General features: G+C 37.5%; 22 protein-coding genes. 9 read left to right on the top strand and 13 right to left on the bottom strand.

Annotation, left to right across the window (positions count from 1 at the left end; genetic code table 11):
- The 3 genes from LB465_RS04770 to LB465_RS04780 all read left to right on the top strand — a co-directional run.
- Window positions 1-2,607: HYR domain-containing protein (locus LB465_RS04770; RefSeq protein WP_224467625.1), on the top strand; the 2,607-nt coding region annotated here is incomplete at its 5' end.
- A gap of 12 nt (window positions 2,608-2,619) precedes the next feature.
- Window positions 2,620-3,531, top strand: a complete 912-nt coding sequence (locus LB465_RS04775) for a PorP/SprF family type IX secretion system membrane protein (protein WP_224467627.1) — start codon at window positions 2,620-2,622, stop codon at window positions 3,529-3,531.
- A gap of 17 nt (window positions 3,532-3,548) precedes the next feature.
- Window positions 3,549-5,411 carry an OmpA family protein gene (locus tag LB465_RS04780; RefSeq protein WP_224467630.1) on the top strand — a complete coding sequence of 621 codons (1,863 nt, stop codon included), beginning with the start codon at window positions 3,549-3,551 and terminating at the stop codon, window positions 5,409-5,411.
- Between the two features lie 80 nt (window positions 5,412-5,491).
- Here the strand turns inward: LB465_RS04780 and LB465_RS04785 are convergent, their stop codons facing one another.
- The 5 genes from LB465_RS04785 to pyrR all read right to left on the bottom strand — a co-directional run bounded on the left by LB465_RS04785 (window position 5,492) and on the right by pyrR (window position 8,948).
- Window positions 5,492-5,998, bottom strand: a complete 507-nt coding sequence (locus LB465_RS04785) for a CAP domain-containing protein (RefSeq protein ID WP_224467633.1) — start codon at window positions 5,996-5,998, stop codon at window positions 5,492-5,494.
- A 179-nt stretch (window positions 5,999-6,177) separates the two neighbouring features.
- Complete coding sequence (locus tag LB465_RS04790; protein WP_224467635.1) at window positions 6,178-7,086, bottom strand: ribonuclease Z; 909 nt, start codon at window positions 7,084-7,086, stop codon at window positions 6,178-6,180.
- Between the two features lie 10 nt (window positions 7,087-7,096).
- The gene (locus tag LB465_RS04795) at window positions 7,097-7,429 is read right to left on the bottom strand and encodes a ribonuclease Z (protein ID WP_224467637.1); all 333 of its coding nucleotides are present in this window, start codon (window positions 7,427-7,429) and stop codon (window positions 7,097-7,099) included.
- Between the two features lie 41 nt (window positions 7,430-7,470).
- Window positions 7,471-8,400, bottom strand: a complete 930-nt coding sequence (locus tag LB465_RS04800; protein ID WP_224467639.1) for an aspartate carbamoyltransferase catalytic subunit — start codon at window positions 8,398-8,400, stop codon at window positions 7,471-7,473.
- Window positions 8,401-8,408: 8 nt separating this feature from the next.
- On the bottom strand, window positions 8,409-8,948 hold the full coding sequence (gene pyrR / locus LB465_RS04805) for a bifunctional pyr operon transcriptional regulator/uracil phosphoribosyltransferase PyrR (protein WP_224467641.1): 540 nt from the start codon (window positions 8,946-8,948) through the stop codon (window positions 8,409-8,411).
- A 248-nt stretch (window positions 8,949-9,196) separates the two neighbouring features.
- On the opposite strand from pyrR, the gene LB465_RS04810 reads away from it, so the two are divergent.
- The 3 genes from LB465_RS04810 to LB465_RS04820 all read left to right on the top strand — a co-directional run bounded on the left by LB465_RS04810 (window position 9,197) and on the right by LB465_RS04820 (window position 13,055).
- Window positions 9,197-9,520, top strand: a complete 324-nt coding sequence (locus LB465_RS04810; protein ID WP_224467643.1) for a phosphoribosylpyrophosphate synthetase — start codon at window positions 9,197-9,199, stop codon at window positions 9,518-9,520.
- 26 nt (window positions 9,521-9,546) lie between these two features.
- On the top strand, window positions 9,547-12,045 hold the full coding sequence (locus LB465_RS04815) for a cation-translocating P-type ATPase (RefSeq protein WP_224467645.1): 2,499 nt from the start codon (window positions 9,547-9,549) through the stop codon (window positions 12,043-12,045).
- Between the two features lie 71 nt (window positions 12,046-12,116).
- Entirely contained in the window at window positions 12,117-13,055 is a 939-nt protein-coding gene (locus LB465_RS04820; RefSeq protein WP_224467647.1) for a ring-cleaving dioxygenase, read from the top strand.
- 100 nt (window positions 13,056-13,155) lie between these two features.
- Here LB465_RS04820 and LB465_RS04825 read toward each other — a convergent pair whose 3' ends face one another.
- The 4 genes from LB465_RS04825 to ychF all read right to left on the bottom strand — a co-directional run bounded on the left by LB465_RS04825 (window position 13,156) and on the right by ychF (window position 17,183).
- The gene (locus LB465_RS04825) at window positions 13,156-14,349 is read right to left on the bottom strand and encodes a hypothetical protein (protein ID WP_224467649.1); all 1,194 of its coding nucleotides are present in this window, start codon (window positions 14,347-14,349) and stop codon (window positions 13,156-13,158) included.
- Between the two features lie 81 nt (window positions 14,350-14,430).
- Window positions 14,431-15,165, bottom strand: coding sequence for a class I SAM-dependent methyltransferase (locus tag LB465_RS04830; RefSeq protein ID WP_224467651.1), 735 nt, complete (start codon window positions 15,163-15,165; stop codon window positions 14,431-14,433).
- 90 nt (window positions 15,166-15,255) lie between these two features.
- Complete coding sequence (locus LB465_RS04835; protein WP_224467654.1) at window positions 15,256-15,930, bottom strand: hypothetical protein; 675 nt, start codon at window positions 15,928-15,930, stop codon at window positions 15,256-15,258.
- Between the two features lie 158 nt (window positions 15,931-16,088).
- The gene (ychF, locus tag LB465_RS04840) at window positions 16,089-17,183 is read right to left on the bottom strand and encodes a redox-regulated ATPase YchF (protein ID WP_224467657.1); all 1,095 of its coding nucleotides are present in this window, start codon (window positions 17,181-17,183) and stop codon (window positions 16,089-16,091) included.
- Window positions 17,184-17,414: 231 nt separating this feature from the next.
- On the opposite strand from ychF, the gene LB465_RS04845 reads away from it, so the two are divergent.
- A complete protein-coding gene (locus LB465_RS04845; RefSeq protein WP_224467659.1) occupies window positions 17,415-18,350 on the top strand; it encodes a C1 family peptidase in 936 nt (311 codons plus the stop codon).
- 129 nt (window positions 18,351-18,479) lie between these two features.
- On the top strand, window positions 18,480-20,597 hold the full coding sequence (recQ, locus tag LB465_RS04850; RefSeq protein WP_224467661.1) for a DNA helicase RecQ: 2,118 nt from the start codon (window positions 18,480-18,482) through the stop codon (window positions 20,595-20,597).
- Here recQ and LB465_RS04855 read toward each other — a convergent pair.
- The 3 genes from LB465_RS04855 to LB465_RS04865 form a co-directional block, all read right to left on the bottom strand.
- A complete protein-coding gene (locus tag LB465_RS04855) occupies window positions 20,594-21,385 on the bottom strand; it encodes a tRNA pseudouridine synthase A (protein ID WP_224467664.1) in 792 nt (263 codons plus the stop codon). The two genes, recQ and LB465_RS04855, sit on opposite strands and share 4 nt — an antisense overlap.
- A 33-nt stretch (window positions 21,386-21,418) precedes the next feature.
- The gene (locus tag LB465_RS04860) at window positions 21,419-22,216 is read right to left on the bottom strand and encodes a lysophospholipid acyltransferase family protein (RefSeq protein WP_224467666.1); all 798 of its coding nucleotides are present in this window, start codon (window positions 22,214-22,216) and stop codon (window positions 21,419-21,421) included.
- A 103-nt stretch (window positions 22,217-22,319) separates the two neighbouring features.
- Window positions 22,320-22,961, bottom strand: coding sequence for an NUDIX hydrolase (locus LB465_RS04865; protein WP_224467668.1), 642 nt, complete (start codon window positions 22,959-22,961; stop codon window positions 22,320-22,322).
- On the opposite strand from LB465_RS04865, the gene LB465_RS04870 reads away from it, so the two are divergent.
- The gene (locus tag LB465_RS04870; protein ID WP_224467670.1) at window positions 22,960-23,721 is read left to right on the top strand and encodes a peptidylprolyl isomerase; all 762 of its coding nucleotides are present in this window, start codon (window positions 22,960-22,962) and stop codon (window positions 23,719-23,721) included. The genes LB465_RS04865 and LB465_RS04870 overlap by 2 nt on opposite strands.
- 94 nt (window positions 23,722-23,815) lie before the next feature.
- Here the strand turns inward: LB465_RS04870 and LB465_RS04875 are convergent, their stop codons facing one another.
- Window positions 23,816-24,532, bottom strand: coding sequence for an RDD family protein (locus LB465_RS04875; RefSeq protein ID WP_224467672.1), 717 nt, complete (start codon window positions 24,530-24,532; stop codon window positions 23,816-23,818).
- Between the last annotated feature and the right edge of the window lie 5 nt (window positions 24,533-24,537).

Raw genomic sequence — 24,537 nt, forward strand, 5'->3', positions numbered from 1 at the left:
CTTGCTGCCGATACTTATACTGTAACTGCAAGAAATGCTGACGGATGTGAATCGGAAGAACTTTCTGTAACAATAAACGCTCAACCTGAAACTCCTGATGCTCCTGTAGTAGCCGGTGAAGTTTCTCAACCAACTTGCGATATAGCCACCGGATCTTTCAGCATCACTGCTGAAACCGGAATGGAATATAGCTTTAATGGTGGTGCTTTTGGAACTAACACTTCCTGGTCTGAACTTGCTGCCGATACTTATACTGTAACTGCAAGAAATGCTGACGGATGTGAATCGGAAGAACTTTCTGTAACAATAAACGCTCAACCTGAAACTCCTGATGCTCCTGTAGTAGCTGAAACTGTTCAACCAACTTGTGACGAAGCAACCGGGTCTTTCAGCATCACTGCTGTAACCGGAATGGAATATAGCTTTAATGGCGGTGCTTTTGAAACTACTACTTCCTGGTCTGAACTTGCTGCCGATACTTATACTGTTGTTGCAAGAAATGCTGACGGATGTGAATCGGAAGAGCTTTCTGTAACAATAAACGCTCAACCTGAAACTCCTGATGCTCCCACAATCACTTCTACCACTGATGTCACTTGTGATGAAAATAACGGGGAGATAATATTTCAGGTTGAAAATAACTTAAGCTATACTTTAACCTATAGCGGCAATAATTCCTTTCAGCATAATAATGGAGAATATACAGATCTTTCTCCTGGAGATTACACTCTAAGTGTAAGTAATGGAGAGTGTGAAACTGAGGTACAGATTATAATTGAAGATATTGAAGACAACGAAGCTCCGGTAATTGCCGAAGTAGATCCAATCAATACAACCAACGATGCAAATAGCTGTGGTGCGATGATCGAAATCACCGCTCCAGCTGTAAGTGATAACTGCATTGCAGAAGATGCTGTTGGAACCCGAGATGATAACCAGGCTTTAGATGCTGAATATCCGGTGGGAACTACTACAATCACCTGGAACGCAACCGATGAAAATGGAAATGATGCCGAGCCGGTTGTTCAAACCGTAACGGTAACTGATAACCAGGCACCGGTAATTGCCGAAGTAGATCCAATCAATACAACCAACGATGCAAATAGCTGTGGAGCGATGATCGAAATCACCGCTCCAGCTGTAAGTGATAACTGCATTGCAGAAGATGCTCATGGAACCCGCGATGATAAACAGGCTTTAGATGCTGAATATCCGGTGGGAACTACTACAATCACCTGGAATGCAACCGATGAAAATGGAAATAATGCCGAGCCAGTTGTTCAAACCGTAACGGTAACTGATAACCAGGCACCGGTAATTGCCGAAGTTGAGGACATTACTGTAACCACTGACGCGGATAACTGTGGTGCGATTGTAGATTTTGATATTCCTGCTGCCAGCGATAATTGTGGTGTAGCGAGTACAGAACTTACCGATGGTTTTGCCTCAGGATCTGAATTTCCGTTAGGTGAAACTACTGTAACTTATACCGTTACCGATATCAATGGAAATACAGTTAACTCAAGCTTCACAGTAACCGTTATAGATAATGAAGCTCCGGTAATCAATTGTCCGGAAGATATTACTGTAAACGTTGAATTTGGTACCGAAACTGTGGTTGTAGATTATAATGCTATTTCAACTACAGATAACTGTTCGGAAACCAATACTGAACTAATCGAAGGTTTTGCTTCCGGAGAAGAGTTTCCGGTAGGCGAAACAACGGTCACTTATAAAGTTACTGATGCTGCAGGAAATTCTGCCACATGTTCCTTTATCGTAATCGTTGAGGAAGATCCGGAAGAAACTCCTCCTGCACCAAGTGCTCCAATTGTTGAGCTTATTCAGCCCGATTGTGCAACACCGACCGGAGTGATTCTGATTAATACTGAAGACGGACTTACCTATAGCATTGATGGAGAAAACTATGAAGCTGTAGATGAATTTTCTGAGCTTGAGCCGGGTACTTACGAGGTGACCGCCAGAGATGAATTCGATCAAATTTCAGATGCAACTATAGTAACCTTAGAAGAACCTATAGCAGAAGAAATTGAAACCAGTACTATAAGTCTTTGTACTGAAGATACCACTTTCGATCTTTACGAATTACTTCAAGGAGAATATGACACTTCCGGAATGTGGATAGATACAGAAGACACCGGTGCATTAAGCCAGGGTATTATTGACCCTGCTATGTTGGCGGTCGGCACTTACACATTTGAATATCAAATTAATAACGGTGTTTGTAATTCTACTACAGAAGTTATGGTATCTATAAATGATGATTGTGTGGTATTGCCTTGCAGCCTGGAAGATATTGAATCAAGCATTTCTAAAGCGGTAACTCCTAATGGTGATACTCATAATGATTATTTCAGTATAGATTTCGCCAGCGAATGCGGATTCACCTACGATGTGAAGATCTTTAACCGTTGGGGAAGTAAAGTATATGAAGCTACTAACTATCAAAACGATTGGGATGGTTATTCCACCAATTCGGCGACAAGTTCAAACCAGTTGCCATCAGGAACTTACTTCTATGTCTTAGAAATTAGAAATAGCGGATTTGAACCGATTCAAGGTTACATCTATTTAGGAACAAAATAAAAAAGAAAGACCATGAAAAATATATATCTACCCCTATTTTTTCTTATGTTTTCGGCATCTGCCCTGGCTCAGCAATTGCCGCAATTCACGCAGTATATGTACAATATGATATCTGTAAATCCGGCTTATGCCGGGAGCCGGGACGGATTCTCAATAACCGCTTTAAACCGTAATCAATGGGCAGGAGTAAGCGGAGCGCCAAATACGCAAACCCTGTCTATTCACTCGCCCCTTACGAACGATAAAGTGGGCTTGGGACTTTCGGTGATTAACGATAAAACCGGTTATGAGAATTATACTTATGCCTATGGAGATTTCGCCTATCGATTAGATTTCAGTGACAATATCTCACTGGCGATGGGTTTAAAGGCCGGAATGAGCTACTACAATTTAGATCAAGAGTTGTTTAACGACCAGCAGGTATTGAATGATCCTTTTTTTGAAGATCGATTTAATAAATGGACGCCAAATGTTGGGATAGGTTTTTATCTCTCCTCTCAAAACTGGTATGTAGGAGCTTCAGCACCAAAATTGATTAATAATAATAATCACGAGTACAGTGAATTTCTAGCTATGGAACAAGTTCATTATTACTTAACCGGGGGTTATGTTTTTGATCTAAACGAAAACCTGAAATTCAGGCCTACCTCCTTACTGAAAATGACAACCGGAGCCCCACTTTCGGTCGATTTTTCAGGAACGATGATCTTTAATGAGAAGTTTTACCTGGGTGCCAACTGGCGAATAGACGATGCATTGGGTGCCTTTCTCGATGTAGAACTTTTTGAAGGGTTTAGAGCCGGTTATGCCTATGAATATTCAATTTCGGATATTAGGCCTTATACCTCAGGATCTCACGAGATTCTGCTTATTTATGAATTCAGATTCCAAAAAACAAGGTATAAATCTCCCCGATTCTTCTAATTTAAACGCTGCTAATTATGAAAAAACAATACTATCTAATCTTTTTATTCTTAGTGTTTAGCATAAGCTTGCAGGCACAATACGGAAAACAAAAGAAAGCAGATAAACTCTATAGCAATCTCGCTTATACCGAAGCCGTGGATGTTTACAAAGAACTTATAGAAAACGAGTATAATCTCAAGGAAAACCGGTTAAAACTGGCAGATACTTATATGAAATTAAGGAGTCCGGAAAATGCTGTTTTCTATTATGAAGACATTCTTAAAGACTCTACAGATATTTCTGCGGAATATTATTATGAATACGCCCAGGCTTTACGCGGAGCGAAAAGATATGACGAATCCCGGGAATGGTTACAAAAATACCTGGAAAGTAACGGTGAAGCTTCAGCTGAAGTCAATAAAATGCTAAACAAGAATCATTCTGAAATACAGACTACTTATACCATTAAGAAAAGTAATTTTAATTCAGAATTCAGTGATTTCGGGGCAGTTAAATATAATGGTGAAACTTATCTTGTTTCAGCGCGGAATTCAGAAAATTCAGATAAAGAATATTCCTGGAATGAAGAACCCTTTTTAGATGTTTATAAAATAAACTCAAGCGGTGAGGTCTCCCCTATTTCCGGAGAAATAAATACTAAATTACACGATGGCCCAATAAGTTTTAGCCCAAATGGGGAAACCCTGTATTTTACCCGAAATAATTATTTCAATAATAAGGAAGGAAAACGGGATAAAGAAGCAACCAATCATTTAATGATCTATTCAGCTCAAAAATCGGGTAATAGCTGGACGAATATACAGGAATTACCAATTAACAGTAAAGATTTTTCTGTAGGTCATCCTTCGGTTTCTCCAGATGGAAAAACACTTTATTTCACCTCTAATATGCCCGGTGGTGAAGGCGGTACCGATCTTTATAAGGTTGCAATAAATGGAAATAACGCCTATGGAAATCCTGAAAACTTAGGAGATAAAATAAACACTGCTGAAGACGAAAGTTTTCCTTTTATAGATGAAGAAAATGTGCTTTACTTCTCTTCTACCGGTCAAGGAGGCTATGGATTAGCCGATATTTTTAAAACAGATTTACAGGCTGAAAATGATGAAATTCAAAATCTTGGAGAAACCATAAACAGTAATTTAGATGATTTTAGTTACTTCAGGGAAACTGAAAGTAACGCAGGGTTTATAGCTTCTAACCGTGATGGTGTCGATAATATTTATGGATTTAATCAATTACTTCCGTTAATTTTAAAAGGAAAAGTAACCGATGCCGTAAATGGTAATCCAATCGCCCAAGCTACCATTAGACTTTTCGATGAGAATAATGAGGAAATCGCCTTTTTAGAATCAGATGAAGATGGAAATTATCAAACTACGGTAAATAGAAATGTGGAAATTCCGCTGGAAGCGAAACAAATTGAATATATAAATTTCAATGATACTTTGAATACTGGAGATATGGAGGACTCAGAGGAAATGGAATATAATATTGCTCTCCAGCCGGTTGCCGATGTAGAATACCTTGCGGAAATTAAAAATATTTATTTCGATTTTGATAAAAGCAATATCAGGCCAGATGCAGCAAAAGAACTGGATAAACTTGTAAAATTAATGCAAGACGAATATCCAGATCTGGTTATTGAAGTTGGCTCACATACCGATAAACGCGGGAGCGATAATTACAATGAAGCTTTATCTGAAAGACGTGCCAAAGCTACCCGGGATTACTTAATTGCTGAAGGTATTAGTGGAGATAGAATTCAAGAACAGGCTTATGGCGAAAGCAAACCTGCAATTGACTGTGACAGATGTTCTAAAGAAGATCATGAGCTTAATCGTCGCTCTATGTTTAGTGTTGTAAAGATGGATTAAAGTTTAGGAATATTTATATTAAAAAAGGTTCAGCGTTTTGCTGAACCTTTTTTGCTTAATTAATTTATGAAAAACAAAAATTACTTTCTAATAAAAATATTGGTGAAGTAGTTTCTACCTTGCTCATCATCTACCACCGAAACTCCAAAATGAGAGTGGTTTCCTTCTATGTTCTTTTTGTGCCCTTCACTCTTTAACCAGGCATTTACCACAGCTTCTGCAGTGCGATAGCCATAACCTACATTTTCACTTACAGATTTGGCACCAACGGCAGAAACAAGGTTTTCGTAACGAGCGCCAAAATTATCGTGGCTCACTTTTCCAACTTCAAGCATATAATAATTATGAGATTCTGCTTCTACTGATATTTCAGCAATAGGTTCCAGAGCTTCCAGAGCTAAACTTTCTCGGTGTTGATTCACCAATTCAAGAATCTCGCTTTCAATTTCAGTATAATCAAAATTAACCTTTTCTTCAAGAGTATGATTGTAGGAATTAACTTCCTCTTCGATGCTTTCTTTTGCACAGGATACCGTTGAAACAGCTAGCAAAGCAAGCATAACAAACTTAAGTGTACTTTTTCTCATAGTGATCATGTTAGACTGGGAAGATAAAAGTACACTTTTTATCGATTAAACGCATATGTTAAAATGCATTTCATCGATTTTTTTTGTTTTTTAACAGAAACCGTAGGATTTACCTTACTAAATAAGGGTGAATATCAAAGTTTTAAAAATAATTATGTAAGAAATTTAACTGAAAAGTGTTATTCGAAGATAAAAACCTTCTCATCATCGGCTAATTCAACCTCTGGAAATATAGTTGCAGCTTCTTCTCTAAATAAATTGATATTGGCATATCGGGTAGAATAATGGCCTAAAATAAGTTTTTGAACTCCGGCCTGCTTGGCAATTTGTGCCGCTTCCTTTGCAGTACTATGTTTTGTTGGGAAAGCGAGATCGGCTTTATCCTCAAGGAAAGTAGATTCGTGGTACAAAACAGTTGCGCCACTTATCTGCGGAATCATTTTTTGGTTAAATGCCGTATCGCTGCAGTAGGCATAGCTCTGTGTTGGAGCCGGATCTGCAGTTACCAAATGATTAGGAATGAGTTCTCCGTCTTCAGAAGTTACGTCCTTTCCCTTTTTTAAGCTTTTATAGAGAGAAACATCTATATTATATTCCACAGCTTTATTAATAAGCAACTTACGATCACCGGTTTTTTCTTTAAAAAGAAAACCATTGGTATAAACTCTATGTATTAAAGGAATGGTCTCTACGCTTATTTTTTCATCTTCATAGATAAGTTTCGGTTCTTTGCTATTCAATTCGTGAAAATACAAGGGGTAATTAGTCCAGGAGTTAGAGAGTTTTAGCTGCAGGGTGATAATTTCCTTAATTCCCTTAGGACCGTAAACATGCAATTCGGTTTCTCGGTTTAATAATCTAAATGTTGAAATAAGACCTACGAGGCCATAGGAGTGGTCTCCATGAAGGTGAGAAATAAATATATGTTTTATTCTGGAAAATTTAATCTTATTGCGTCTTAGCTGTACCTGGGTTCCTTCGCCACAATCAATCAAAAACAATTCGTTTTTCATTTCCAGCACCTGGGAAGTGGGATTGGTAAAACTACGTGGAGTAGCGGCGTAACAACCAAGAATATTAAGCTTCATGCACAAAGAATTAAACGCCTAAATCTCGCTGAATTTCATCCATTTGAATAAGATCTTCTGCTTCTCTTAAAGAAGGAACCAAAACGATTTCTTCGGGTAAATCATCTATAGTAATCGCATTGCTTACCAAAACAAAAGATTTATTATTCATTTGGTGCGCATTGGAAATCTCTAAAAACCCCATCACCTCTTCTTTTTGAAGATTGTGATAAGCGAGAAGACTAACCGTTACATTTTTAGTTTCGAACTCAGCGTGTCTTTGCGTAAGCAGCGAAACAAAATCTACTACCGGGGCTTCTAATGGTTCTATTAAAATATAATTTTCTTTTTCTGATATCTTCATAGCGTAATTCTTTATAATTAAAGCTAAGGAACTTAAGCCTTTTAGCGGTTTATCTTAGAAGCCAATAAATAGATTACTGCCATTCTAACGGCAACCCCATTTTGAACCTGGTCAAGAATAATCGCGTTTTCTGCATCGGCAACATCACTGGTAATTTCCACTCCGCGGTTTATTGGTCCGGGATGCATCACAACAATTTCTTTATTCAGGCTTTCAAGCATTTTCTTATTTAACTGAAATTGCTGCGCATATTCCCGGGTGCTGGGAAAATAGCTAATATCCATTCGCTCGTTCTGAACTCTAAGCATATTGGCCACATCACACCATTCGAGGGCATTTTTTAGATCGGTTTCAACTTTTACTCCCAAAGATTCAATGTGTTTGGGGATAAGTGTTTTAGGGCCGCAAACTTTAACCTCAGCTCCCTGAAGTTTAAGTGCAAAAATATTGGACAGTGCTACCCTACTGTGTAAAATATCGCCCACAATCACTACTTTTTTTCCAGCTACATCTCCAAGTCGTTCTCTAATTGAATAAGTGTCCAAAAGTGCCTGGGTTGGATGTTCGTGTGCACCGTCTCCGGCATTGATTATACTGGCTTTTACGTGGCGTGAAAGAAAAATTCCCGCCCCGGGATTGGGATGTCGCATCACTACCATATCTACTTTCATAGAGAGAATATTGTTCACGGTATCTATAAGCGTTTCCCCTTTTTTTACTGAAGAAGATGCTGCCGAAAAATTAACTATGTCGGCACTTAAACGTTTTTCAGCAAGTTCAAAAGAAAGTCGGGTTCTGGTGGAATTCTCAAAAAATAGGTTGGCAATGGTGATATCTCTAAGCGAAGGGACTTTTTTAATAGGCCGGTTAATCACTTCCTTAAAATGATCGGCGTTTTTAAAAATAAGCTCAATATCTTCTTTGGTTAGATATTTAATTCCCAGTAAGTGATTTACACTTAATTCGCTCATATATTTAGTTATTTAGAAACCAGATAAACCACGTCTTTCCCATCGTTTTCTTTCCAGTTTACTATTACTTTTTCTTCATTTATAGCATCTACCTGCCTCCCATTATAATCTGGCTGAATGGGTAAATGACGGCTAAAACGTCTGTCTATAAAACTTAATAATTCAATTTCGGCGGGTCTGCCAAAAGATTGTACTGCAGTTAGCGCAGCCCTAATGCTCCGGCCTGTGTATAGAACATCATCTATAAAAACTACCTTTTTATCTTCAACTATAAAATCAATTTTTGTCTTATTAGCTTCCAGCGGTTTGTCACCTCTCCTAAAATCGTCACGGTAAAAAGTAATATCCAGATGGCCATAATCCAGATCAGTGATATTATATTCTTCCTTGAGGATTTTTATAATCCTTTCAGCAAGAAAAACACCACGCGGCTGGATTCCTATAATTACGGTATTTTTAAAATCGGTATGATTTTCAACTAATTGGCAGGCAAGACGGTGCAGAATAATATTAATTTCTTCAGCATTCAGTAATGTTCTTTGACCCATAGTTTAGTTGCAAAAAATAGAAGTTCTATCACAAAAGTAAGCTTTTTATTTTTTTCTGAAGTTCAATAGACTTCAGATTTAAATCTTTTTACTTACAACCTGAAACAGAATATTTCATAAGTATATCCAAAACTAAAATACTTATTAGATCAAGGAGGCTAAATCTTATCCATCATCAAATAAATTACTGATTTTCAATAGTTTTACACAAACAAAATTAGTAATTTTATAACTCTAAATCATAAGCTATGTTGGTCCTAAGACACGATTATGAAACCGTGAGCCAGGCGATAAATGGTCTTGCTGTTCGAGGTTATACTACCGACTTTAAATTAGAGCCGGAAAAAGATAAAATTGTAGATCCGAACCGTTCCCTGGAGCTTTCTCCCGACGAGTTTGAAATTGATGAGATCTACCGTTTTGAAGGAATGACAGATCCAGGCGACGAAATGATTGTTTACGCAATTTCTTCACATAATCATAATATAAAAGGCGTTTTGGTAAATGCTTTTGGAACGTATGCAGATTCGAATACTTACAATATTGTAAAACGGCTTCATAAGCATCTTTAAGCTTAAGCGTTAATTACACTTTTTCTATGTCAAATTTTACTACTAATTTTAAAGGTCTTACCTCAGAGGCGGTAAAAGCCTCTGCCGAAAGTGATGGGTACAATCAAATAGAATCTAAAAAAAAATCCGGTTTTTTTACAGCAATACAAACTTTGATCACCGAGCCCATGATCATATTGCTGTTTGTTGCGGCCATTATATATTTTCTAACCGGAAATCCCGGCGATGGACTCTTTCTTAGTTTCGCAATTTTATTAGTAGCGGGTATATCATTATTTCAGGAAACCAGAAGTAGAAATGCTCTCAAAAAACTAAAAGAGATTATTCAACCGGAAACTAAAGTTATTCGTAATAATAAGCTTGAAAAAATTTCGGCATCAAAATTAGTCTTAAATGATATTATTGTGGTTGAAGAAGGCAGTAGTGTTCCTGCTGATGCTACAATCCTGCAATCCAATGATTTTTCTGTTAATGAAGCAGTTTTAACAGGAGAATCGTTTAGCGTTTCCAAACAGCCAGAAGAAAACCCCGAAATTTATATGGGAACCCAGGTGGTTGGCGGACTTGCCGTTGCAAAAGTTACTGCAATTGGCAATAAAACCCGATTAGGTAAAATCGGGAAAAGCATGGAATCTCAGAAACATGAAAAAACATTACTCGAGAAACAGATTAACAATTTTGTAAAAAAAATGGTTATCGCAGGTAGTTTCTTTTTTCTACTTGTCTGGATACTAAACTATCTCGAAACACAAAGTATTCTAGAAAGTTTGCTACAGGCCTTAACACTGGCAATGAGTATTCTTCCCGAAGAAATACCGGTTGCATTTGCCACCTTTATGGCTATGGGAGCCTGGCGACTTATGAAAATGGGAATTGTTGTTAAGCAAATGAAAACGGTTGAAAGCCTTGGTAGCGCTAGCGTAATTTGCGCCGATAAGACCGGAACTATTACCCAAAATAAAATGAGTCTGGCCAAGATTGTTACAAGTGAAAATTGGGAAATTCAGGATTTAAATGCAGCTCTAAATACAAAAGCAAAAAGACTTCTTGAAGTGAGCATGTGGGCCAGCGAGCCCATTCCTTTTGATCCTATGGAAATCGCTATCCATAATACTTATGATTTAAATACAGATGTAGACCTGAGAAAAGAATTTAAAATGATTCATGAGTATCCTCTTAGTGGTAAACCACCAATGATGACTCATATTTTTGAGAATAACCTTGGGAAAAGAATTATTGCAGCAAAAGGTGCTCCAGAAGCCTTGTTAAAAGTTTCTGATCTTGATGAACGCACGAAAGAGCTAATTGAGAAGCAATTGAACAACCTGGCAAGCGAGGGGTTTAGGGTATTGGGTGTAGGCGAAGTAAATACAGAAATTCAGGAATTCCCTGAAATTCAGCAAGATCTAAAATTTAAATTTTTGGGGCTTATCGCATTTTATGATCCGCCAAAAGAAAACATCAGTAAAGTGTTTGAAGATTTTTATTCCGCAGGACTTCAGGTAAAAATAATAACCGGTGATAATGCTAAAACAACTGCTGAAATTGCCAGGCAAATCAATTTCAAAAATGCAGGAAAAAGCATGGACGGGGAAGAACTTTTAAAACTGTCAGATGAAGAGCTTAAAGAAGAGGTGAAAACTATAAACATTTTTACCCGAATGTTTCCTGAAGCCAAATTAAAGATTATAAATGCACTTAAAGCCAATAACGAAATTGTTGCGATGACGGGTGATGGAGTTAATGACGGGCCTGCATTGAAAGCTGCTCATATTGGCATTGCGATGGGTAAAAGGGGAAGTGAGCTCGCTAAAGAGGCTGCATCTTTAATTTTGATAAAAGATGACCTTTCGGGGATGGTTGATGCTGTAGAAATGGGTAGAAGAATTTATAACAACTTAAAAAAAGCAATTCAATATATCATTTCTATTCATATCCCTATTATTCTAACGGTTTTTATTCCCCTGGCTTTAGGATGGATTTACCCCAATATCTTCTCTCCTGTACATATTATTTTTCTGGAGTTAATTATGGGACCAACCTGTTCTATCATTTATGAAAATGAACCCGCCGAAGCCAATATTTTAAAACAAAAACCAAGACCGGTAACACAAAATTTTTTCAATATAAAAGAATTAAGCCTAAGTGTTATTCAGGGTATTGGTATATCAGTAGGAACCCTTGGTATTTATCGATTTGCTGTTTTTTCGGGTTTTTCTGAAGATCTTACCCGAAGTATGGTTTTTAGCTGTTTAATTGCCGCAAATATATTTTTAACCCTGGTTAACCGTTCTTTTCTTTATTCTGCAATCACTACCCTTTCTTATAAAAACAGACTTATTCCAATAATTATTGGAATAACCACATTATTAAGTACTGCAATGCTATATTGGACACCACTAAGAAAATTCTTTGAATTTGGGCAGATTTCATTAAAACAATTACTGTTAAGTCTCTTCATCGGATTTTTATCAGTGATTTGGATTGAAGGCTATAAATTCTACAAACGAAGGACTAAAAATTAACTACCTACACGCTTTTTTACCATTAATTTAACCGAAATGCGGCTGGTTTTTACTTAATTGAAACAAAAACTATGGAAGATAAAATACTTGGTTTACACCACATCACCGCGATTGCCGGCGATGCACAAAGCAACTACGATTTTTACACGAAAGTACTGGGTTTAAGAATGGTAAAGAAAACCGTAAATTTTGATGACCCTCAAACCTATCATTTTTACTTTGGTGATAAAGTAGGAACACCTGGAAGCATTCTAACTTTTTTTCCTTGGACAAGGGTTAAACAGGGAAAAAACGGTGTGGGAATGGCCACAGAAATCGGTTATTCGGTTCCCGAAGGTAGCCTTGATTTCTGGCAAAAACGTTTTGAAAAACATGGAGTTGAATTTGGCAAGATCAGGGAGCAATTTGGAGAGCAATATTTACCTTTTCGAGATCCGGATGGTCTTAATTTAAAACTAATAGTTCCTAAACACCAGGACGATCGTGAAGCCTGGGAAACCGATGAAGTTAAAAGCGATGTTGCTTTAAAAGGTTTTCACAGCGTAACACTTACTCTTTATAATGTGGGGCCAACCGCCAGCATTCTAACTGATATTTTTGAATACGAACTTGAAGAAAAAGCGGGTGAATTTCATAGATATAAAACCAGTGTGGTAGAAAATGCTGCAATTATAGATATTCACGAAGACCCTACAGCAGAGCGAGGAATTAACGCCGGTGGTACTAATCACCATATCGCTTTCCGTGTTAAAGATGAAGAAACTCAGATGCGTTTTCGGGAAAAAATTGTGCAGAAAGGTTTACAAATCACCGAAAAAATAGATCGTGATTATTTCTTCTCCCTTTACTTTAGAGAACCCGGCGGAGTCTTATTTGAAATTGCCACCGATAATCCAGGTTTTACAAGAGATGAAAGTTTGGAAGAATTGGGAAGTAGTCTAAAATTACCCGATCAATATGAATCTTCCCGTGATCGAATAGAAAAACTACTGCCGGAGTTGAAACATTAGATAAACTTAAAAGACTATCTGAAGATCTTAGATCCTGAAATAAATCAGGATGACGTTTGTAGATTCTCAGATAGTCTTCAATAATAAGGCAGAAAAACCACTACTCTACCACGTACATCTCATTAGAAGCTTTAATATATTCCTGCGGATTAAAAGTAGATTCAAAACTATTTCGAACTACATTAAGTTTCGTTTTTAGATCGGCAATCTTGGTTTTTAAATATTCATCGTTTTCATATTTCTGGATAAGCGAATCATATTTCTTTAGATTCTCCAGAATTCTAAACGTAATAGTTCCAAAACGAATTTTTAAGTTCTGTACAGCGATCATCTGGTCGTGATAATCCTGTTTCCAGTTTTCAGGATTTTTAGCTTTTTCTTCAGCGATTTTATTTTCAGCGATTTTAGAAATATCAAGAATATATTGAGTTCTCTTTTTGGCATCTGTTTCATTAGTAAAATTGCGGTCAAATTCTTCAGTATCTATTCCCAGGATTTGTACTAAATTTTCCTGCATCGCTTTTTCCTGAAGCTCCTTTAATTCATCCAGGTTTTTGTTTATAGATTCCCATTCGGTTTCTATGAGGTCTTTATCGTGGGTAAATTGCGCTACAGTTGTGGTGAGTTTAAGCATTTCTGTACTTTGCTGTTTCAGTTTTTTATCGCCCCAACCCAGGGAATTGATAAAACTTCCGATTCCGTCAAAAACAGTTCCAGCAAACATTCCAGTAAACGGCGTGCCTTGTGCAAGGTCACCGGTAACATTTAAAATATGGCTCAAAGCAGAAAGTCGTGCATCATTCTTTTTTTCTTCTTCTACAAATTTTCTAAACTGTCCGAACCATTCCTGATAACCCTCGTAATGCATAGGATTGCTCACCTGATCTAGTGTAGCATAAAATTCACGAGAAGCATTAAAAAGATTCAGCGGTTTAATTTCGCGCTCCATAGAGGCTAAATTCAGTACGGCAGAACTATAATTATACTTGTAAACGCTAATCGTATTTTTATCTATCTCTTCCTGGCGTTCCTCAAGAAATTTTACCCGTTCCAGTAGTTTCTCTACTTTTTCTGCAGAAGAATTGGTGTTTTGAATACTTTCATCCAGATTACTAATCTTTGAGTCTATTTCTTTAATTCTGAATTCAAGATTCTGACTTAGCAAACTGCGTTCCCTATTGAGTTCCTGAAGCACTTGCTGGGTTACCGACTGGTCGTCGGCAAAGCTTTGTGCCGAAGTATTCTGAAAAAACATCCCTGAAACGAACAGGAAAATAAAACCTAATTTATTCATTATCAATTATTTTAATCAGCTATTTATTCATTTATAACGACAGGAAGTTAATCATATTTTATGCCAGTTCAATTCAGAAATTTAATCAATGAATTTTCCTAATCTAAACAGAACAGGAAAGACTATTTTATTCTCATTTCCAAAGGCTGCTTTAAGTTCGTTCTTAATAAGATTTACAGGGTTTTCTCCTTTTTCTTTTTCGTAGTGTTTTACCGCGCTCCAGGTATTTAAATATCCAATAAGATGATTAAATGACCATTGATATTTCTGCTCAAACTCCGGAGTTTCAATTTCCAGAAAGGAAAAAGGGATAGTTTGATATTTTTCATCTAAATAACGCCGTTCTTCATCCCAAAACGGGCCGATAATATCATTGTAAAATTTCCGGATAACCTTATCGGTTTCCGGATTACTTTTAAATAAAGAATAACCGATAACAGCAATAATTCCATTAGGTTTTAAAACCCGTTTTGCTTCTTGGTAAAAAGCCTCAAAATTAAACCAATGAATAGCCTGAGCTACCGTAACAAGATCGAAAGTATTATCTGGAAAATTTGTTTTTTCAGCAGGTTGCTCGGAATAGTGAATATTCGGCAACTTTATCGCATTTTGTAATTGTTGCTTACTAATATCGGTAGCATGTACTTCATCAAAAAAATTAGCGAGTTCTCCTGCAACCTGACCGTTGCCGGTTCCGCAATCCCAGGCTGTTGTGGTTTCCGTTAATATTCCTTTTAAAAACTCATATAATTCCTTCGGGTATGTCGGCCTATATTCGGCGTAAGAAGAAGATTGAGTAGAAAAGTTATCTTTCATAAGAAGCTGATTTCTATTAAAAATAAGGAATAAAAAAACAAAAAAAGAACCGCCCAAAAGGCGGTTCTAATAAAATTTATACTTTTTTATCTATTGATCTACGTCAATAGTATCCGGTTCCTGACTGTAATCTGACTCATCTACTGCTCCGGGATTAATTCCTATTGTTCCTTCAGAAGTTGGTGCATCCATTTCCTCCATTACATCTGCAGCGTTGTTAAAGAAAGCACGTAGCTTTTCTTTTGCATCATTGGCCTGCATATCTATCTCTTCAAGTTCGGCTTTCAATTCATCAACTTCACCTGAAAGTTCTTCGTAGGCGTTTTCCTGAAGTTTTTCTAAAGAAGCAAGGGCAGTTTCCAATTGGGTATCCATATCATCTACAGGATTACTTAAACTGTCACCAATAACTTCCAGTTTTTCATTGGCATCAAGACCAAATGCTCTACTTCTCTCAGAAACGGCTGCTGCGAATTTTTGCAAAGCTGTTTCAGGATCAATTTCTTCCTGCATTTCTTCGTATTCATCATCACCATCTATATAAGTTAGATAGTCGGCTACGGCGTTGCCTTCATAGGCATAATTAGAGGTTGTATCTTCCTCCGCTTCCATAGTTTGATCAAATTCGATATCTACCTCTTCATCTTTTTTATTTCCATCATTACAGGAAAACATTATACCAGATGCGAGGATTATTAGTCCGGTTTTCTTAATAAAATCCGGAGTTATAAGTGTAGGTTTAAAATTCTTTCTCAATTTCATCATTTACAATTTTGGTTGTTCACTTAAAATTAGCAAATAAATGAGAGCTGAGCCTAGCACGAATGATAAACTATTTCTAAAAATTTAGAGAAAATTCTAATTTTAGTTAAATCTAAATTAATAAATGCGGAAATAACAAAATTATCTTAAAAAAATGGGATTTATACATTAAAACGAAAGTGCATCACATCGCCGTCCTGTACAATATATTCTTTACCTTCTACCCGCATTTTACCGGCTTCTTTCACTTTGGCTTCACTTCCAAAACTGTCAAAATCGGCGTAAGAAATAACCTCTGCGCGAATAAATCCTTTTTCAAAATCGGTATGTATAACACCGGCTGCTTGTGGCGCGGTAGATCCAACAGGAATGGTCCAGGCGCGTACTTCTTTAACTCCCGCGGTAAAATATGTTTGGAGGTTTAAAAGCTCGTAAGCCCCGCGAATCAATTTTGCAGAACCAGGCTCTTCCAATCCTATATCCTGAAGAAACATTTGTCGCTCTTCAAAATCATCAAGCTCGGTGATGTCAGCTTCAGTTCCTACGGCAAGTACCAAAACTTCAGCATTTTCTTCTTTTACCGCTTCCTTTACACGATCTACGTGTGCGTTGCCGTCTACTGCTGCACCTTCATCTACATTACAAACGTACATCACCGGTTTATCGGTAATAAACTGAAGTGGTTTTATAAAATCTTTTCTTTCTTCTTCGGTTAAATCTATAGCCCTAACTGATTTCCCAGCTTCTAAACCTTGCTTAACCTTGCTTAGTGCAGCTTCTTCTTTCTGCGCTTCTTTATTACCGGTACGGGCGGCACGCTTCACTTTCTCCAACTTCTTCTCTGCAGTTTCCAGATCTTTAAGCTGAAGTTCCATATCTATGGTTTCTTTATCTCTTATAGGATCTATAGAACCATCTACGTGTACAATATTGTCGTTCTCAAAACAACGCAAAACGTGTAGAATTGCATCAGTTTCACGAATATTTCCCAGAAACTGGTTTCCAAGCCCCTCGCCTTTACTCGCTCCTTTTACAAGACCTGCAATATCCACAATCTCTACAGTGGCCGGTTGTACTTTTTCAGGTTTAACCAAATTTTCCAATCGTTGAATCCTTGGGTCGGGAACGTTAACCACTCCCACATTAGGTTCTATGGTACAAAAAGGAAAATTCGCGCTCTGCGCCTTTGCGTTAGAGAGACAATTAAAAAGAGTCGATTTTCCTACGTTTGGTAATCCTACAATTCCGGCTTTCATAGTAATGATTTTTTGCGGCTGCAAATGTACATATTTTCTAGTGTAGCGACTAATTTCTTTTTATTTACCAATAGCAATTGAACTTAAATAATCTTTATTTCCATAATGGCGACATTATTAGTATGTTTATTGCTATCATATGTTGAAAGGTTTCAGAAGAAATAGGAACTGATTTAATAAATTTAAAAATTTCTTTCTGAATGATGTCGAATTAAAACACCTCAAATTGTTATGAAAAAAATTCAAATTTTACTGCTCGTGTTCTCATTGAGCCTTTCAGGATGTTATACTGATAGAGACGATTTAGATACCGGAGGTGAAAACCCCGCAATCCCTGAAATCCCGCAAGAAACCGAAAATCAATTTATTTCTGAAGATGGGGAGATATATTCTACCGGACTTGAATGCACCGGAAACGGCACCTACAATATAGATACTGAAAATTTACTGGAAGGCCTGATTCTTCCTGATACTTTACCCGCAGCATTTGATCTTTCGGAAAATCTCCCACCAGTAGGCGACCAGGGCGAATTAGGGTCTTGTGTTTCCTGGGCAACGAGTTACTATATGAAATCTTATCAGGAGAAAATTGAATCAGATTTACCTTATTCTGAAGCTACTATATTTAGTCCGTCTTATACATATAACCAACTCACCGACGAGGATTGCGGCGGGACTTCCATTCCCGAAACACTTTCCTTAATAGAAGACCAGGGCGTAGCAGTTTTAGAACTTTTCCCATATACCGCAACTGAATGTGAATCTCAACCCGACGAAGCTGTAATTGAAGCTGCCGCCGAAGCAAGAATATCCGATTTTAAAAGTTTAAGCGGAGAAAATATGCTTGCTGAAATGAAAACACTAATCACACAGCAACAACCAGTTATTATAGGCGCAGTACTTTCCCCTGAGTTTGGAAAAACCGATAGTTTTGGCCTTAGCGCCTACCGCACACATACGGTAGATTATGATGACGTAACCTGTCACGCCATGTTAGTGATTGGTTTTGATGACGAAGTAAGTGCTTTCAAGGTTGTAAATTCCTGGGGTGAAGCCTGGGGCGACAATGGTTTTGTTTGGATAGATTACCAGGCCTTTGAAAATGTAACCGATGAAAATGCTGAATTTAGAGTAATAAACCAAGCTTATGTGGCTTACGATCTTTAAAGTTTATTAGCACATTAGGTATTCACAGGTAAATTAAAATTAGCGAGACCCAGCTTTTAAAATAGGTGTTTTCCATATTTTAAATGCAATCGGGTTTGTGAATTGTCACTTTGCCCTAACTTTGCAACTATGGAAAGTACCCGGGTTTTAAATACGCTTAAAGAATATTTTGGATTTGACAGTTTCAGACCGCTTCAAAAAAAGATCATCCATTCGGTTTTTGAAGGAAAAGACAACCTGGTGATTATGCCCACCGGTGGCGGAAAATCAATTTGTTACCAACTTCCCGCAATTCTACTTCCAGAAATTACTTTGGTGATTTCCCCGCTTATCGCCTTGATGAAAGACCAGGTTGACGGACTTACCGCTAACGGAGTTCCTGCAGCTTTTTTGAATAGTAGCCAAACCGAAAGCCAGCAGCAGGAAATCTTTAAAAAAATTGATTCCAAAGAATTAAAATTACTTTACGTAGCCCCTGAAAGTTTACAGTTTGTAGACCGTTTAATGAGTGATGGCAAAATAAGTTTGATCGCGGTAGATGAAGCACATTGTATTTCCAGCTGGGGTCACGATTTTAGACCGGCCTATACGCAATTGGGCTATTTAAAAAATCGCTTCCCCACTACCCCAATGATCGCGCTAACCGCAACTGCCGATAAAGCTACACGGGAAGATATTTGCAAGCAATTAAATATTCCTAATGCCGAAAAGCACATCGCTTCTTTTGACAGGAAAAACCTTAGCCTCGATGTTCGTCCGGGAATTAAACGCTTTGAACAAATCACCAATTTCGTCAAAAACCGGAAAAAAGAAAGCGGAATTATTTATTGCCTAAGCAGAAAAAACACCGAAGAAATAGCTGAAAAACTGCAACGAAAAGGTTTTGAAGCTGAAGCTTATCACGCAGGATTACCGGCAGAAAAACGCATCGAGATCCAGGATAATTTTATCAACGATAATTCAAAGATTATTTGTGCCACCATCGCTTTTGGGATGGGTATCGATAAATCTAATATTCGCTGGGTTATTCATTATAATATGCCTAAGAACCTGGAAGGTTATTACCAGGAAATTGGTCGTGCGGGGCGGGATGGTTTGCCTTCAGACACTATGCTTTTCCATAGTTATGCCGATGTAGTACAGCTGCAAAAATTCGCTTCAAATTCAGGAAACGAGGAAGTCCAGCTGGCTAAACTGGATAGGATGAAGCAATATTCTGAAGCTTTAAGTTGCCGGAGAAAAATTCTCCTGAGTTATTTTGGAGAATTAAAACAGGAAGATTGTGGCAACTGCGATATTTGTAAGAATCCCCCACAGTTTTTTGACGGGACCATCATCGCACAAAAAGCGCTTTCCTGTATTTTCAGGCTAAAAGAAAACGAACCGATTACTTTGGTAATAGATGTGCTTCGCGGTTCACAGAACGAAGGTGTTTTCAGCAAAAACTATCATGAAATTAAAACCTTTGGGATTGGGAAAGATATATCCTGGCACCACTGGCAACAATATATTATTCAACTTATCAATCTGGGATATGTAGAAATTGCATTTCATCGGGGCAATAATTTACAGCTCACTGCACTGGCAAAAAATGTACTTTTTGAAGGAGAAAAAGTGCAACTCGCTGAAGTTCCTGATCGTAAAAAACTGAAACGCCGTGAGGAAACCGAAGTTTCAGAGAAAGCTGCAGAGAATTCCCTTTTTGAAAAATTAAGACAGTTAAGGCTGAAAATTGCGAGAGAAGAAGAAATCCCTGCTTACCTCATTTTTAACGATGCTACCTTAAAAGAAATGGAAAAATCCCGCCCTATGACCGATGATGAATTTCTTCAGATAAACGGCGTGGGAAGGCAAAAAATGCAGGATTACGGATATGAATTTATTAAAGAAATCATAGCTTTCAGCAAAGAAAAAAGAACTACCAAAAAACGTAAAAAAGCAAATACTTATAAGGCTACACTCAGTTTATTAAACGAAGATTTAAGCCTGGAAGAAATCGCAAAGAAACGGGAATTGGCCCTAACAACCATCTATTCACATTTAGCAAAATTATATGCCGAAAATGAAGATGTAGAACCTATGAAATATATTTCTAAATCAGATTTTGAGGCTGTTGAAAAAGCAAAAACAGAACTTGAAAATCCCGAAGGCTTAAAACCATATTTTGAGCATTTTGAAGAAGCGATAGATTATGGCACTATTAGGCTGGCTTTAGCGGTTTTAGAAAAACAAGAAGCAAAAGTTTAAAAATCTTCGAGCCCAATTTTATTAAGGAGCAAGCCTGAAGCCGGTACTATATAATCCATTTGCATTTCTACACCGGGCTTTAAGCTGTTTTCTATATCTTCTAAACTTAGTTCTCCTTTACCAAGTTGTAATAAGGCGCCCATCATTAACCGAACCTGGTGTCTTAAAAATCCGGCGCTGTGAATATGAAATATATAAGATTGCTGAGGAAAAAAACTAGCGGTAATTTCGGTATTTTCTATTAATTCAGATTTTACGATCTCACGCTCAAAGGTGCTGTTCTCTGAAACCCGCACACAGTAATTTCGAAACTGGTGTTTACCTTCAAAAAGTTTGGCTCCTTTTTTCATTAATTCAATATCAAGGTCAAATTGAAAATTGGCCATTAAAGGTGCACAAAAGGGATGATTCTTTTCTCCAAAACTAAATAGGTAAGCGTATTCTTTAAGTTTTGGATGCTGAATGATATTGAATTTTGAATCTACTTCAGTTATGGAAAGCGCCCTAATATCCTGGGGTAAATTCAGGTTAAATTCCTTTAAAAATTCATCGAAATCTAAAAGCGGTTTGTAATCCAGGAACAACTCAAATGCCGATTCCTGTGCTGAAACCATAGCATCGGTTCTGCTGGTGCCTAAAATTTTGAAACGCTCTTCAGGCATTACATAACGCAGGGTTTTTGAAATTAACTCTTCTACCGTTTTTACATTTGGCTGTTTTTGCCAGCCGTGTAAACGGTAACCTAAATACTGAACTTTAATAAGGTAAAAATAGCGTTTGGGTTGCAAATTTTTCTTTTTCCGGGTTCGGAATAATTAATACTAATATTCCCTTTTCTTGTTTAATTCTTCCATTTCTTGAATCGTTTCAGAAGGAATAACCTTAAGGAAAGAGGAGTGCTGCTCTATAGCATATTCCAATTTACTCACAATATCTTCTATAGATTCATTTTCGTAATCTATTTCAAGAGGCTCTTTAATTTGCATAGTCTGCAAAATGCCGCGTTTCTTGATCCTAATTCCTTTCTTATCAAAAGAACGCCTAAACCCATCGATCACAATAGGAATTACAATCGGTTTGTATTGTTTTATGATATGGGCGGTTCCTTTTCTAATGGGTTTAAAAGGCTTGGTAGTTCCCTGTGGGAACGTAATCACCCAACCGTCGTCAAGGGCTATTCCTATGTTCTTGGTATCGTCTGGATTTACAGTGCGCTCCACTTCTTCGCCTTTTGCGCGCCAGGTTCTTTCTACACTAACGGCTCCCGCATATGCCATAATTCTATAAATTAAACCGGCATTCATCGTTTCTTTGGCTGCAACGTAATAAATATTAAGTTTTGGTTGCCAGATATAACCTATGTTTTTAATGGAATCTACCCTTCCGCTTAGACTTGCATTGAAAACGTGAAACATTGCGGTTACATCAGCAAAGTAGGTTTGGTGATTGGAAACAAAAAGTACGTTGGTATCTGGAAGATTTTTAATGATATCAGAGCCTTCAATGCTCAGTTCATTATAGCCGCGATAACGGCGGTGACTTAGTAATCCAAAAATACGGATAAGCCACTTCTTCACAATTAAATAATGCCCAAATGGATTTTTCTTAAATAATCCCATAGTTTAAATTTCAGTTCTTATTCACCTAAAAAATTCGTTATAAATAAGTTCCTTTGAACAATCCTTAAAAATTAAGCCGCGCAAATATAGTAATTCTTAGTTTTTAAAAGCTTTTTCTAAATATTTCTCGTATTTCGCTAAGCATCATCCCCGTAGCACCCCAAACCACCTGTTCGTTTAATTTAAATGCCGGAACAATCATTTTACTTGAATAGCTCGTGCTTAATTCCTGATTTATAAAATTAGAATGATCTAGAAAATGATCTAAATCTACTTCTAAAATTCGCTCTACCTCGCTTTCCTGCGGAATTAAAATCGGGGTTTTTTCCAGCAAGCCCAAGTAAGGTTGCACCCAGAAATTACTCGGCGGAATATACAAGCGGGTGAGTTCTTTTATTACTTCAATATTATTCCTGGGAATTCCCACTTCCTCTTCGGTTTCGCGTAATGCTGTTTGTTCAAGATTCTCATCCTCAGGTTCTACGCGGCCACCCGGAAACCCTATTTGATTGGAATGGACGCCTTTATAAGTTTTTCTTAAAATTAAAACCAGGTGGGTTTTTCCGAAACTATCAGGATAAAAAACAGCCATAACCCCGGCTTTATTAGGCTTAAGACTATCAATATCAAGATTTCTCATTTCTTCAATGCGGTTGCCGGGCACTAATTTATGATGCGCCTTTTCTCCCGGAAGGACAATTTTTTTTAATTTTGGTATCCTGTCTTTAAAATCCTGAAAATCCATGAAAAACTCGCTTGCTTTCGTTTATCTTTTTCTAATTCTTTTTTTCGCAAGTTGTGAAGATAAGGAATCTTCCAGTAAAAACACTTCGGAAAAGGCTTCAGATAAAGAAGAAGTAACTCAGAAAACCTCTAAATTAGATTCCCTGAAAGCGAAATATAGTAAAGCTGAAGAAGTATCTTACCAAAGTGATTCCATTCAAAGCAACGAGGAGTTTCCTATTGCCCAAGAAGAATTGATTCCTTTTTTAACCCAATACGGGAAGGAAAATCCTGAAAACCGGGTTAGAATTGTTACCAGTTTTGGGAATATTGAAGTAGAACTTTTTAGAGACACTCCCCTACACCGCGCCAATTTTATAATGCTGGTAAAAGAAGGTTATTTTAACAGCACCTTTTTTCACAGGGTAGCACCGGGATTTGTTGTACAGGGTGGAAATTCAGATAATAAAGCCACTCCTGGAATGCGTTCTTCAATAGGTGATTATCTTATTCCCAGTGAATTTGATGCCGGGCATAAACATACCTACGGCGCATTTTCAGCTGCGAAATATAGCGAGCAGAACGTAAGTAAAGCTTCTTCTCCTTTTGAATTTTTTATTGTAATAAAAGAAAACGGAACCCCGCATTTAAATAATGATCACACGGTTTTTGGACGTGTTACTAAAGGAATGGATGTAGCCGAAAAAATAGCACAGGTTGAAACCGGCCAATCTGAATGGCCTATTGATAACGTGGAAATGGATGTCGAAATAATCAATTAAATTAAGACCTCGGTGCAAGTCCGCGAGGTATGGATCGGAAAACTATTTTAAAATTTCGAGGCAAGCATCGGATAATTAAACCCTCAATGAGGGATTAGGCTCGCTGGGTGTAATAATTATAATCGGTAATCACCTGCTGAATAAATTCCATCGGTGATTCCTTTGGTTGGGTTTCCAGTAATTCTGCTAGTTTTTCTGAAAGCGATAAAATAAGTCGGTGATTATGACTTCTTTTCGCGGTTTGGTACAGGTTTTTAATATTCTGCACATCGGCATCTTTTAAAACACTCACCTGCGGATATTTGGGTTCGTAACCTTCAGGTACATCTACAGCAAGGCTTCGATTTAAATTAGTTCTTGGTTTTTCTGAAATGACGGTAGTTTTAGCCGCAAGATCGCCCAGACGCTGTCCTTTTCCGTTTAATAAAATAGTTACCACCGCGATCGCACCACTACTAATAGAGATATCAATAAAACGTAACAACCACCTGATTAAATATTCAGCAAAAGCGGGTCTGCTGCCGTCTAATTTCACGACCCTAATTTGTAAAGCAGCTTTTCCGGGGGTTTGGCCGTTATATAAACTTTCCCATAATAAATAATATAAAAGAGAAGGTAAGCCCATAACCAGGTAATAAACCCACTGCCCTGCTGCATCTAATCCTGTGCCGGCCAATGCAAGCGAACTTATCACTATATACAACCCAATAATAAATATATCTACGATAAAAGCGAGGATACGATCGCCTACACTCGCAACATTCTGATTAATACTTATATTTTGAGCGGTTTCAATTTGAAAATTATCCATTTAAT

This window comes from Salegentibacter lacus (assembly GCF_020164555.1).
Classification (GTDB): Bacteria; Bacteroidota; Bacteroidia; order Flavobacteriales; family Flavobacteriaceae; genus Salegentibacter; species Salegentibacter lacus.